At 59.5% G+C, this 12843-nt stretch carries 12 protein-coding genes; 5 read left to right on the top strand and 7 right to left on the bottom strand.

Annotated features, from left to right (window positions below):
• The first annotated feature begins 261 nt into the window (after window positions 1-261).
• Window positions 262-1116, top strand: a complete 855-nt coding sequence (locus ACSQ36_RS22555; RefSeq protein WP_436183652.1) for a helix-turn-helix domain-containing protein — start codon at window positions 262-264, stop codon at window positions 1114-1116.
• Window positions 1117-1139: 23 nt separating this feature from the next.
• On the opposite strand, the gene ACSQ36_RS22550 is transcribed toward ACSQ36_RS22555, so the two are convergent.
• The 4 genes from ACSQ36_RS22550 to ACSQ36_RS22535 all read right to left on the bottom strand — a co-directional run bounded on the left by ACSQ36_RS22550 (window position 1140) and on the right by ACSQ36_RS22535 (window position 5878).
• The gene (locus ACSQ36_RS22550; RefSeq protein ID WP_436184918.1) at window positions 1140-2945 is read right to left on the bottom strand and encodes an ATP-binding response regulator; all 1806 of its coding nucleotides are present in this window, start codon (window positions 2943-2945) and stop codon (window positions 1140-1142) included.
• A complete protein-coding gene (locus ACSQ36_RS22545; protein ID WP_213762008.1) occupies window positions 2945-3454 on the bottom strand; it encodes an oxidoreductase in 510 nt (169 codons plus the stop codon). The genes ACSQ36_RS22550 and ACSQ36_RS22545 overlap by 1 nt, the downstream gene beginning before the upstream one ends.
• Window positions 3455-3462: 8 nt before the next feature.
• The gene (locus tag ACSQ36_RS22540) at window positions 3463-5100 is read right to left on the bottom strand and encodes an ATP-binding domain-containing protein (protein WP_213762007.1); all 1638 of its coding nucleotides are present in this window, start codon (window positions 5098-5100) and stop codon (window positions 3463-3465) included.
• 106 nt (window positions 5101-5206) lie between these two features.
• Complete coding sequence (locus tag ACSQ36_RS22535; protein ID WP_436183651.1) at window positions 5207-5878, bottom strand: glutathione S-transferase family protein; 672 nt, start codon at window positions 5876-5878, stop codon at window positions 5207-5209.
• A 202-nt stretch (window positions 5879-6080) separates the two neighbouring features.
• On the opposite strand from ACSQ36_RS22535, the gene ACSQ36_RS22530 reads away from it, so the two are divergent.
• Window positions 6081-6251 (top strand): hypothetical protein, encoded by a 171-nt coding sequence (locus tag ACSQ36_RS22530; RefSeq protein WP_213762005.1) that lies wholly within the window; start codon window positions 6081-6083, stop codon window positions 6249-6251.
• 76 nt (window positions 6252-6327) lie between these two features.
• Here ACSQ36_RS22530 and ACSQ36_RS22525 read toward each other — a convergent pair whose 3' ends face one another.
• On the bottom strand, window positions 6328-6741 hold the full coding sequence (locus tag ACSQ36_RS22525; RefSeq protein ID WP_255631141.1) for a response regulator: 414 nt from the start codon (window positions 6739-6741) through the stop codon (window positions 6328-6330).
• A 394-nt stretch (window positions 6742-7135) separates the two neighbouring features.
• A complete protein-coding gene (locus ACSQ36_RS22520; RefSeq protein ID WP_255631160.1) occupies window positions 7136-7891 on the bottom strand; it encodes an AraC family transcriptional regulator in 756 nt (251 codons plus the stop codon).
• Window positions 7892-8412: 521 nt separating this feature from the next.
• Here ACSQ36_RS22520 and ACSQ36_RS22515 point away from each other — a divergent pair.
• Window positions 8413-9483, top strand: coding sequence for an STAS-like domain-containing protein (locus ACSQ36_RS22515; protein ID WP_213762003.1), 1071 nt, complete (start codon window positions 8413-8415; stop codon window positions 9481-9483).
• Window positions 9484-9735: 252 nt separating this feature from the next.
• Here ACSQ36_RS22515 and ACSQ36_RS22510 read toward each other — a convergent pair whose 3' ends face one another.
• Window positions 9736-10689 (bottom strand): 4-hydroxyproline epimerase, encoded by a 954-nt coding sequence (locus ACSQ36_RS22510; protein ID WP_436183650.1) that lies wholly within the window; start codon window positions 10687-10689, stop codon window positions 9736-9738.
• A 275-nt stretch (window positions 10690-10964) separates the two neighbouring features.
• Here ACSQ36_RS22510 and ACSQ36_RS22505 point away from each other — a divergent pair, with 275 nt between their 5' ends.
• The gene (locus tag ACSQ36_RS22505) at window positions 10965-11870 is read left to right on the top strand and encodes a dihydrodipicolinate synthase family protein (RefSeq protein WP_213762001.1); all 906 of its coding nucleotides are present in this window, start codon (window positions 10965-10967) and stop codon (window positions 11868-11870) included.
• A 358-nt stretch (window positions 11871-12228) separates the two neighbouring features.
• On the top strand, window positions 12229-12732 hold the full coding sequence (locus tag ACSQ36_RS22500) for a hypothetical protein (protein ID WP_436183649.1): 504 nt from the start codon (window positions 12229-12231) through the stop codon (window positions 12730-12732).
• The last annotated feature ends 111 nt before the right edge of the window (window positions 12733-12843 follow it).

Here is a 12843-nt window from a genome sequence, read left to right as displayed (position 1 = left end):
CCGTTTTATATTGCTTCGGGCGGCTTCATACCGCTATCTGGTGCACGAGAACGTTTGCCAGCCGCGAATCAATTTCCGGTTCGAATGGGATCATGTGTCCGCAACCGGTAACAACCTCGCCGTCCCTTGTACGACAGGCGGTTATCTTCGCAAGAGTTTTTCGAACTAGCCCTGTCTTACGCCTACAATACCTCCCGGTCCATCCCGAATCCGCCTCACCGTCTTCAAACCCGCCACGCGCTTTTACCGGTCTATAGCAGCATGGTCACTGAAACCTCATCCTCCGATTCCCTCGCAGTCGCCCAGCGCGTACGCGACCTGATGAATCGCCATGGCATTGGCAAGCGGCAGCAGACAGCCGAGCTTTGCCGCATTCTCGATCTCAGCTTCTCGCAAGGACATCGAAAGCTACGTGGCAACAGTCCATGGACGCTTGCGCAAATCCGCCGCGTGGCCGACGCGTTCGGCGAGCCCGCCTTGCAGCTATTCGACGCGAAGAACGCCGACGTGGACGACACCGAAGGCACCGCCCAGGATGTCGTTCTTATGCTTGGCGCTATCGAGATTCCCTGCGTTGCGTGGATTGGCGAAGCGCTCGAACCGGGCAGCCGCCCGGATTTCATTGCGCAAAACATGAACGGCCGCTGGCTTGTGACAACGCACGAAGGCGTGCTGCTGCACGCCGCTCACGATGTCCACAAGATCGAGATTCAGCCGCGCCGCACGGACATGGACAAACCGCTGATCGCGGTCGTGGACGACGATCAGACCTCCGCCGACAACCTGCACGATTATCTCGAGCGCAGCGGCTTCACAGCGGTCGCTCTGTATGGTCTGGAAGGGTTCTCGCAAGCGCTGCAGACGCAAGTGTTCGACGCGGTGGTGATCGACTGGCTGTTCGGCGCGCACACCTCGGCCGAGGCTATCAGTGCCGTGCGCAATTCCGACAACCCGGATGCGCCCATCTTCGTATTGACGGGCGAACTGACGACCGGCAAGGCAAGCGAGTCGGAAATCAGCGACATCATCCAGCGCTACAACGTCACATGCTTCGAGAAACCGGCGCGCATGGCGATCCTTGTGGCCGACTTGTCGAAGCGCTTGCAGCGAACCTGATCCCGAACGTTAGCGCGCACCGCTCAACGTATCCGCCTTGCCGCCGATAACGCCCGCGCCAAGGCGCTTTTCAGCACTTCGTAGCGCACGGGCTTGAGCAGGTAATCGAAAAACAGGATGGCGGCGCTGGGGTCGACCAGATCCGGCGCGTAGGCACTCACCGCTATCACAGGCAAGCTCGCGCCCGCTGCCCGCCTTGCGCGGTACTCATTCACGAACGAGTACCCGTCCTTGCCTGGCATGTGGAGGTCGGCGAGGATCACATCGGCCTGATTGTTCTCGAGCCACGCGAGCGCACTGTCCACGTCGGGCATTGCCACGCTCGCATAACCGAGGTGCGCCAGCATTTCAGTCAGCGACTCGCGGATGGAATCATGGTCGTCTATCACCAGCACGCGTGCTTTCTTCAACGGCGGCAAGTCAGCGGGCGCACGCTCGCGCTCGGGCATTCGCGCCACCGATGCAGCGGGCAAACTCACGCGAAACGCGGCGCCCTGACCGACGTCACTCGACACGTTGACCACGCCGCCCAACAATTCGACCAGCCCGCGCACGACCGCGAGCCCCATGCCGGCGCCATCGAAACGCCGCGTGCTCGATGAATCGAGTTGCGTGAATTCCTTGAAGATCAGCGGCAACTGTTCGCGCGCAATCCCGGGACCGGTATCAATGACAGAGATATCAAGCCGTTCGAGCGAGCGTTCGAAACGCACATCGATCGAGCCGGAGTCGGTGTACTTGATAGCGTTCGTCACCAGGTTGGTCACGATCTGGCGCAGCCGGTGCTGGTCCGATTCCACCAGACCCGCCTCGCCCGCAAACTGCCCGCGCAACGCCAGACCCTTCGCCACGGCCGCCGGTGTATTCGCGTCCACGATGGAGTCGAGCAGTTCCATTGGATCGAATACAGTCAGCCGCAATTCAAGCTTGCCGGCGCCGATCCTCGCGAAGTCGGTCAAGTCGCGCATCTGTGCCTCAAGATGGCGTGCACCGGTCTCGAGCCGCTGGATGATCTTGCGATCGCTTTCGCTATGCAGGTTCAGTTCGAGCAGTTCCACCGACGACACAATGGCATGCAACGGCGTGCGCAATTCATGGCTGATCATGCCGAGGAACGCGTCCTTCGCCTGCGATGCTTCGCGTGCAGCGCGGGTTGCCTGGTGTTGTGCTTCGAGCGCCGCGCGTTGCTGGTGAATCAGCCGCGAACGCCGGTAGCCGTTGAGCAGCAGCATGGCGGTGGCGACCATGGAGAGCAGCGCGAGCAGCATGCCCGCTGCGAACAGATAACGCCGCTTCGAAACGAAATCGCGCGCAATGTAGTCGCGCTCCGCCACGTCGACCACGCGGCGTCCGTTCGCCAGTTCGTTGACGGCATCCTGGTTCTGCCGCAATACGCCAATGATCTTCAGCGTGCGCCCAGGGTCCTTGCTCAACAAACCAATATCCGGGTCGATAGACCCGAGCGCCGCGTCCAGTTGCCGCAGGATCTCCTGCTGGCGGTTTCGCAAGGTGCCTCGATCGGAGAGCATCGCGGTGGAAGCAGTGACAATGGCGAGCTTCGATTCAAGCACCTCGAACCGGAGCCGGATCTCGTCGGTATCGGCGTCGATCCCGCTGCGATACAACAGAACCTGGTTCGCAAAGCGGCCGTACGCAATCTGGAATTGCGCGCCGTCCCAGTAGAAACCGTCGTACGGCAGGGTGAGTTGCTGCGTGGTCTGGTTCGCCAGCAGGACGGAATACAGCACGTAACCCACGCCGCCAAGCGGCGGCGCAATGGCTGCCGCCACCAGCATCGCCACCTTGAAACGGCGAAGCGGCGCACGCATCATTTCACGACCATCCCTTTGATCTGCCACACGAACTTTGCCTCCGCGGCCGAACCACTCAACTCGGACGGATAGGCGTCGCGTGGATAGATCAGGAACAATGGACCAAAGTTGCTGACGGTGAGGCGCACGCCATTCCTGCTGTAGGCCAGAATTGCGCCGTAGCGCTCGGCTTCCCTGGCGCTCACCGTGTATGAATAGTCGTCGATCGTGCGCAGTTCGATACCGTCGGCGCGTGCATCCACGAGCTTCAGCACGTCACCCAGCAGCGGCCCGGCGAAGGTGGACTTTGGCGTCCAGGTGGTCGAGGTCGTGATCGTATGGACCGGCAGTTTCAGCAGGTCGGCTTCGCTGATGTGATAGACGCTATGGCTTGCATCGTTGGTGCGCCCGATCATTCCCTGCACGTCCAGCGCCAACGGCGCCGCGCTCGCGGCAAACGGCAACGAGACGAGCCACGAAGCGAGCAACGAGGCCGCAAGAAATCTCAACACTGACTGCTGTCTCATGGCGGCGCTCAATGCTGTTCGTCGAAGGCCAGCGCCGCACGTTCGGACGCCACCACGATCAACTTCATGGTGGCACGCGTCGCACCCACAAAGAACTTGCGCGCGACCTGTTCGTCGAAGGTGTCGAAATCGACTTCAGTCAAAATCACGCAGGGCGCCGACTGGCCCTTGAACCGGTAGATCGATTCGAGCAGCACGTCACCTTCCCGATATTCTGGATTCCCGAACAAATCGTAACTGCCCGTGAAGCTGCGCAAGCGATGCGGCCCGAGCTGGTCGACCGAAGTCAGCACCGAGCCTTCGCGTCCGCGAAAGGACAATACCGCGATGTCCTGCTTCCGGTAGCCGAGCGCCAGCGCCTGGGTGATCGCCCGCTTGGTCGCCTCGATCACTTCGTCGGGATGGCCATTTTCGTAGGTGGAGAGACTGACTTCGGAACCGTCAAACGGACTGCCCGCGTCGAGCTGCACCTCGCGTCCGACGATCCGCCGGATGTACGCGAGCAAGTCACGCGGACTGCGATAGTTCGTGGTCTCGCGCAACGTGGTCCAGCCGGGCAGCGGCACGGGGTCGCGGAAATACAGGTTCTGCATTGGATCTTCGAGCCACCACCATGCGCCGTCCGGCTTCAGCAAACGGGCCAGCGCGTCCACCCAGGGGGCCTGAAAATCCTGGCCTTCATCGACAATCAATACGTCGAACTTCCAGTGCTCCGCAATCTCGACGTTGGCGAAACGCTCCTCCAGCGTAGCGAATACGTTCGGCTGGCTGAAATCCGGCGGGGTACCGGCATCGCGCGTCACGCTTGCGCTGAGCTGGTGATAGTTGGCAATGCGTGCTTCGGGAGGCGCGACCAGGCGGATGTGATCGGCGAGCGGCCTGTTGAAGCACACGTACAGCACGCTGCGGCCCTTCGCCACTGAATCGCGCATGACCTGCACCGCCAGTTGCGTCTTGCCCGAGCCGGCCGTACCGATCACGCGCAGCCTGAACGGCTGGAATTCGAGCCGGCGCGCCCATGTGGCGAGGCCTCCCGAGAGCCGGGTGACAAGCATGTCGGCCTGGCCGACCAGCGCGTTGGTATCGGGTGTGAGGGCGAGTTCGTCGGAGAGAAAGTGATGGATTCGGGCGGACGCTTCGAAACGCGGCTCATTGGGCGGCAGGATATCGAGCACGACGGACGGCAGCTTCGCCCGGCGGCTGGCATCGACAATGCGTGCTTCGGGCACGCCTGCAATGGACGCGTCCTTCACCGTGTAGTCCGGGCAATACAGCAGCTCTTCAATCCGGTAGGTGCCCGCGCCGAACGCGGCTGTGAAGCGCCGGTGCAGGTTCTCGAGCGTCCGTGCAAGCTGGATGGCGACGTTGCGCTCTTTCTGCATGTAGACCTTCATCAGGCCCGCGGGCGTTTCGCGCAGGAACCCCGCCTTCTGTTCGATGACCAGCACCCGGCCCGACGGCGCGACCACCACGAAGTCCGCTTCGCCGAACACCGAAAAACCTTCGTTGATGCGGGTCCAGTGAACACCGTGATACACGGTGTAGTCGTCGGGGAGTTTTGCGAGCAGCGCCAGCGTGTCGAGTTCACGCACGGCAGCGCCGGTCGCTTCCATATTCTTCCAGTCGTCGGGGACGATTCGAGCCATGCTTCGCCTTCGCGCCTAAGTGCGTATGAGTGCCGGAAAGTGCCTGATTCGAGGTGAATCCAGGGAGCCAGCGGCCATTGTACGCAAGCCGCGCGGCCGTCCCGGGTCAGTCCGCAAAATCGTATTTGCCGCCACGCTGCAACGCTCGCTGATAGGCCGGACGCTCGTGAATCCGCTTTACGAAAGCCGCTACGTGGGGAAGCTTCTTCGCGCCCGCGCGCTGGGTTCCGGCTTCGAGCGGGAAGCTCATTTGCACGTCGGCGGCGCTGAAGGAATCGCCGGCAAACCATTCGGACTTCGACAACTCGCTCTCTATGAAGCCGAAGTGCAGTTTCAATTGCGGGTCGATGAAACTGTCCTGCATGGTCTGCGCGATGCGCCGCGCGATAGGCTTGACGAAAAACGGCATGGGCGCGCTGGCGATGCGCAGCGCCACCAGTTTCAGCAACAGCGGCGGCATGGCGGAGCCTTCGGCATAGTGCATCCAGTAGTTATAGCGAAGGCGTTCCGGCGTGGTCCCGTGCGGGGGTGCGAAACGCCCTTGTCCATAACGCTCGTTCAGGTACTCGATGATCGCGCCCGACTCGGCGATCGTCTGGCCGTCGTCCGTGATGACAGGCGACTTTCCGAGCGGATGCACAGCGCGCAACTCGGGCGGCGCGAGCATGGTGTTGGGATCGCGCTGATAACGCTTGATTTCATAATCGACGCCCAATTCTTCCAGCATCCAGAGCACGCGTTGTGAACGGGAATTGTTGAGGTGATGAACTATGAGCATGGAGGATTGCCGTTAGGGTTGAAGTCCGGGCGCAAACGCGCCAAGAATACAACATGGCTGTGTACGGGCGTTCGCGTTCGGTATGCGCACCGAGGTTATCTTCGGTTAAGTGCCGGATTGATGGGGTGCGGCCCGCTTTGTGCAAGGGCTAATGATCGAACGCGCGCTTTCCCGGATCAAAACAACGCAAAAGGACAATTCAATGACCCTGGTTATTTATCTGTTGGGCTGGCTGATACTGATCGGCGGCGTGTCATGGGCGCTGGTCGCCATGCATGTGTCGCAACACACCATCATGATTGTCGACGTGATCTTGCTGGGCATCGCGGTGATTACCGGCGCCACCCGCGCGCGCAACCGCGACCGGTCATAGGACCGCCATCAAAGGGGCTTCAGCGCGCAGGACAAGCCCGTCCTGCACGTTTCGACCGCGAGCGGCGGATAGAACGCTAGGACAGCACGCGCGTACTAAGCGACTGCTGTATTAGCCTCACCAGCACATCGGGATGCACAGGCTTCGTCATGAAGTGCTGGAACCCTTCGCCGATGCTTCGCAAGCGATATTCGTCTCCGTCGTGCCCTGTCAGGGCAATCGCTATCGATGGCGTCAGGTTGCCTCGAATCTCATGGTCGCGCAGGCGCTGGATCAGGTAAAAGCCATCCATCATCGGCAGATCGATGTCGCAGATAACCGCGTCGGGCAACTCCCGGATGACCGTCTCGGCGCCCTCTTCGGCGTCCTCCACGGCGACGACTTCCGCGCCTTCCTCCTCCAGCAGCATTCGCAGTGACTCGCGGCTTTCCAGGTCATCTTCGATCAGCACAATCCTGGTATGTCCCAGTCTCGCTACTTCATTCATCATTATCTTTTCTAACAGCCCGAACAGGATTCCAGTGCCAATGTCGCGGCTCTCGCGTCTCACTCACTGCGGACCTTGCGGCACGACGGCATGAGATCCATGCGGCACCGTGTGAGCGGCCGCGCGCGCCGGTGTCGAACGTCGCGCGGATTAAAAATTCAACGGGCGCAGTATGCCTCATTGCGTAGTCGACCAAGCTTGCAGCAAAAAATAGACCGAGCGCAGAAACTGCATGAGGAACCACGGCGGAAGCTCCTCTGCGCGGGGCTTTGCGCGAACCCTAAGGTGTTCGCGCCAGCTCTGCGCGAAGGCACGCGCCGGCCCGCATTTGCCACCGCGCGGGTAATTTTTTATCCGCCGTGCCGTTTTGAAAGTTCAGACTTATCGACTCTGATAATCACAATGAAAGCTTTGCTGCGGCATGTGTCGCGGGATGCGTCACCACATGATGCGAGCGCAACAGCGCGCGATATTCGGTCGGCGTCAGGCCCACGGTCGCCTTGAACTGTCGCGTGAACGCACTGTGGTCGGTGTAGCCGCATAACGCCGCTACGTCGGTTACCTTGTCGTGCGTGACAAGCAGCGCGGTAGCCGCATCGAGCCGCGTCTTGAGCAACACCTGACGCGGTGTCAGATGAAAGACCTTGTGGAAATAACGCTCGAGCTGGGCAATCGACATGTTCGCCATCGCCGCCAGATGCGGCATGTTCAGCGGCTGCACGAAGTTGCTCTGGATATGCTGGACGACGGCCGCGAGCCGGCTGTAAGCCGGATGCGTCCCTTCGTCCGCCTGCAGGTCGCGCGAGATGCCGGCCAGGCCAACGACCGTGCCGTGTGCATCGTGGAGCGGCTGCTTGGACGTCATGCACCAGCCCGGTTGGCGCGCCGGGTAGAGATGCAGTTCGAGCTGGTCGATCATCGGGCTGCCCTGCGCGATGATCGACTGATCCTGCGCCGTATAAATGCGGCCAAAGCGTTGCGGGAAGACTTCTTCCGCCGTCTTGCCAAGCAGTCCCAGCTTGTCCTTCAGGCCGCAGCGCGAAGCCAGCGCGCGGTTCACCAGGGCGTAACGCGCCTGCGCGTCCTTCACGAAGAAAACGATATCGGGCATCGCGTCGAAGACCGGTTCCAGCAGCCTGAAATGCTGCAGCATGGCCTCGAGCGTCGCGGCGCCCGCAGGGGCCTGCAGCGTGGCGTGCAAGCCGGGTGGCGCGGCGCCGTGGTCGGGCTCAGCCTGCGCCGGACGGTCCGTCGTAGTGGTCATTCGCATCTCGCTGGCGTCGTCGGGGTCCGCAAGTGCCGCACATGCCACGTATGCCGCGTGGATAGGCGCGCACCGCGCTGCGCCCGATTATAGAGGCGAGAAGCGTCCGTCAAAATTGGGGCTGACGACAGGGAGGCTTGGGGCCGAATGGGGATCGGCTGCCGACCAATGCAGTGGCGCGGTGCTCGGCAGCGGTCAATGAAGTGCCTTAGACCAGCCGCACAAAATGAATTTATCTTTGAGCCAGTCAGAGAATCCACCGTTTAGATGGACCCTTCGCAAGCGATCGAAGCTGCTCCAGCAGCGATCAGCTTTCACCACAGCAGGTGAAAACAAAGCCATGTTCAAGGTTGACGAATCAACTCTTAAGGTTGACAATTCAGCATAGATAAGTTGACAAAGGAACGAGCATGTCTAGCAAGGTGCGACAAAAGGGTGAATTGGTGCGCAGTTTTATACTCGCTAATATCGAGTCGCATAATGGCGATATAGCGGCGCTCGCTGCTGAAAAATTTGCCATCAGCCGACAGGCGGTAAATAAACATTTACTCAAATTGCGCGAGCAAGGAACGATAACAAAGGAAGGCAGTGCCCGCGCACCGATTTACAAACTTGCACCTTTGTTCGCAAAAAGATTTAACTATCAATTAGCGACCGAGTTGCAAGAGGACGTAATTTGGCGTACAGACATCAGGGAAACCATTAAACCTCTCCCTGATAACGTTCTGAATATATGGCATCATGGATTTACGGAAATGCTCAATAACGCCATAGATCATTCCGGCGGCAGTTCAGTCTATGTAACAATAAATAAAACCGCCGTATCTACAGAAGTCATGATTTCAGACGATGGCGTAGGAATTTTCAAGAAAATCCAGTCCGAATTTGATTTGCTTGACGAGCGTCATGCTATTTTTGAGCTGGCAAAAGGAAAATTAACAACAGACCCTCGAAATCACTCAGGCGAAGGAATCTTTTTTACGTCAAGAATGTTCGACAAGTTCGAGATCCTGTCTGGTGGCCTTTATTTCGCTCACGAAAGAGGTAAACCTCAAGACTGGCTGCTCGAGCGATCAAAAGCTCAGTCCGGAACAACTGTTTTTATGGAGCTAAATAATCATACAGCACGGACGACAAAGAAGATTTTTGATGAATACTCGGAGGGAGACGACTATGCATTCGATAAAACTGTCGTTCCAGTTGATTTGGCAAAATATGAAGTCGATGAATTAATTTCCCGGTCCCAGGCGAAGCGATTGCTTGCACGGGTAGAGCTGTTTAAGCGGGTTGTTTTTGATTTCAAGAACGTTGATCAGATCGGTCAGGCTTTTGCCGATCAGATATTCCGAGTATTCGCAAATGCGCATCCGGAAATAAGCTTAATGCCTATCAACATGAGCCAAGAAGTCAGGGAAATGATTTCTCGTGCACAGGCAAAACACATAGGCGATGGACGGCAGCATACGCCACCCACCGACTGAATTTGAATCACGCAGTCGTGAATATGAGCAATGCCTAAATCACGAGTTCGATGGTAAATAAACCAGCGAATATCAAGGATTTGCAAAGCCTGACACATACATGAAGGCGTGAACTTTTCTCCGCGTTATGGGTTTACCTCTCTGGTTTGGATGGTCGGACGGATCAAAGCAGTCGTTCCGACGCGACCACGACAGGACCACGAAACGCCCGGCGAACTCGCCGCATGGACGCCCGTTCCGCCGGTCCCACGCTCACGCCGCCGGGATACCCCAGGCGAACGGGTCCGTACTGTCGAAGCAGAGTCGGCCTTCGGCCATGATGTGCGCATGCCCGGTGATGGTCGGGATCACCGCCTGGCCCGCGAGTTCGCCGGAGTGCCGGTAGCTTGCCTCGAACACGCTGCCAATAATGCTTTCCTGCCGCCACACCTCGCCTTCGGCCAGTTTATTGTCGGCGGCAAGACAAGCGACTTTCGCGCTTGTGCCTGTGCCGCACGGCGAACGGTCATAGGCGCTGCCGGGACACAGCACGAAATTGCGGCTATCGATACCGGCACGCGGCGAGTCCGCGAACAATTCAATGTGGTCGATGAGCGCTCCCTCCGCGCCGGTAATGCCTTGTGCCTGCAATGCCTCACGAATGGCGTCTGTTACCGCTGTCAGCCGGGTCAGGTTCGTTGCAACGAGATCCTGCCCGTGATCGGCCACGAGAAAAAACCAGTTGCCGCCCCACGCGATATCGCCCGTCAGCGGCCCATAACCGTCCACATCCACACGGACCGCTTGCCGGTATCGATACGACGGTACATTGCGCACGCTCACGCTGCCGTCCTGATGCAATGTGGCTTCGACAACTCCCGCGGGCGTCTGGATCCGGTGCGAGCCGGGCTGAATCTTCCCGAGGTAAGCAAGGGACACGATCAGGCCGATCGTGCCGTGGCCGCACATGCCGAGATATCCGACGTTATTGAAGAAGATGACAGCAGCCGCGCATCCCGGATCGTCCGGTTCGCACAATAACGCCCCCACGATCACGTCCGAGCCGCGTGGTTCTGTGGCCACGCCCGCCCGCCAGTCGTCGTGTTTCGTGCGAAGGTTTTCCAGGCGTTCGGCCAAGCTGCCGCCGCCCAGATCAGGCCCACCCGACGTGACGAGACGGGTGGGTTCCCCGCCCGTATGTGAATCGATGAAGTGTAGGATTTTCATGCTGACATCGTAGAAATTCGGGCCGGGTCCGTCTTGGTGCCGCTCAGCGGATTTGATGCCGATTTCGGCATAGATGGAGCAGATCTACCTAAGCCCGAAGCCCTCGTATAACCCCTGTTCACGGGCCGATTCCGCTGCGCTCAAGCCCTTCGGTCAAGTAGGCCAGGGAATCATCGTTGTGCCGAAATCGGCATCGTAATTGCGCGCAACGTGCAAGACGGCTCATTCTGCAATGCTTAGACTGCACTCAACCGATCACTTTTAGGAGAGCCGCCATGGCGCATATCTGGGAAGGCGTAATGCCCGCCGTCACGACCAAGTTCAATGCGGATTTCAGCATAGATCGCGCTTGGACGAAGAAGAATATCGAGGCGCAGATCGCGGCCGGGGTGGACGGCATCATCGTCTGCGGATCGCTTGGCGAAGCGTCGACGCTCTCGCTCGACGAAAAGCTGGACGTGCTGGATATCGCCGTCGATGCAGCCCAGGGACGCGTGCCCGTATTGCTGACGATTGCGGAAAACAGCACGCTCGATGGTTGCCGCCAGGCTGAACTCGGCGTCAAGCACGGCGCTGCCGGTTACATGGTGCTGCCGGGTTTGCGTTATTTGTCGGACCGCCGCGAAACGCTCAACCACTTCCGCGTGGTCGCCAGTGCGAGTCCCTTGCCGATCATGGTCTACAACAACCCGCTCGCGTACGGCGTTGATGTGACACCAGAAATGTTCGCCGAACTCGCCGATGAAAAGAAGCTCGTTGCCATCAAGGAATCGGCCGGCGATGTACGCCGCTTCACGGATCTCATCAATGCGGTCGGCGAGCGCTACGCACTCTTTTGCGGCGTCGACAACCTCGCGATGGAAGCCTGCCTGATGGGCGCGCATGGCTGGGTTGCGGGGCTGGTTTGCGCGTTCCCTGAAGAGACCGTGGCAATCTTCAAGCTGCTCAAGGCCGGCCGCCTGGAAGAAGCCCGCACGATCTATCGCTGGTTTGCGCCGCTGCTGGCGCTCGACGTCTCGGCCAAGCTGGTGCAGAACATCAAGCTGGCCGAGGCCATGGTCGGCCTTGGCACCGAACCGGTCCGGCCGCCGCGCTTGCCACTGGCCGGCGACGAACGCCTCGCGGTCGAAGCGTTGATCAAGCGTTCGATTGAAACCCGGCCGGTTTTGCCGACGCTCTAAATTGAGTTTTCCCGCGGCGGCTTCGGCTTGTTCTCATTGAAACAAGTCGGTAGCCGCCGCAGTTTTATTCCTGATCGATCCCGCCCCTCCTGATCCTCCAGCCGTAAAAACGAGCCTGTCCTGGCTCCGTTCCCGTCAATGACCGCGCGGCCGCCTGAACAAAAGGCAGCCCGTCTGCGAACGCTCCAAAGCCTCAAAACCGGCTAGGTTCCCTCTAACCTCTCCCTCTAACCTCCAAGACAAAAAATAGTCATTCGTTATATTCTACGGAATATCACGGTACTATTCTTTTGCTCCCGATTATTCATCTTGCCGGCGCAAGGAAACCTATCCAATCATGCATCTCGAGGATTTACCCATGTCCGGGCAAAAGGCATCAATACCCCGCGCTCCCGCTTCCGTCACGCTGCGCCACGACCTGTCGGTCGCGATCACGCCGCTCAACTCGGCGCGCAATCCTGAGCGCACAGAAGCGATCAGGGAAGTGGTCGATGCATTCCGGAACCTGCGCGCAAGCGTCGCCCGTTTTGTCCTCATGCTCGAGGACATCCGCGGTAACGCCCGCTCCCTCGAATCCACGACCGGCCAGCCGCTCGGCGACCTTTTGTTTTCCCTTGAAGATCACGCTCGCGCGCTCGACTTCGGCCGCCTCGACGACCTGACGTTTGCCATCGAAACCGCCCGAACGGCTGAGCAGCAGCGGGATCAGGTATTCCTGGCCGCACCTGGCAGCGGCACGGCCGGTCTTCAGCAGGTTGCGCGGAGTCTCGAACGCCTGGACGCCACCTTCGTGGGCTTATGCGTCGAGCACGTGCTTGAGCGGCACTATCGAGACCGTGCGAGCAGCGACATGTCTGTCTGAACGTCGACGTCCTGTACGCCGGAAGCGCCCGGCGTTGATTGCGTCGAAGCACCCGTCCGGATTCGCACCGTTATATTCGATGGTATATTTCGATATCCGTTCATCGAGCAG

This window comes from Caballeronia sp. LjRoot34 (genome assembly GCF_964253815.1).
Classification (GTDB): Bacteria; Pseudomonadota; Gammaproteobacteria; order Burkholderiales; family Burkholderiaceae; genus Caballeronia.
Note: the sequence above shows the minus strand (reverse complement) of the source record. Positions and strands in the feature narration are given on the sequence as shown.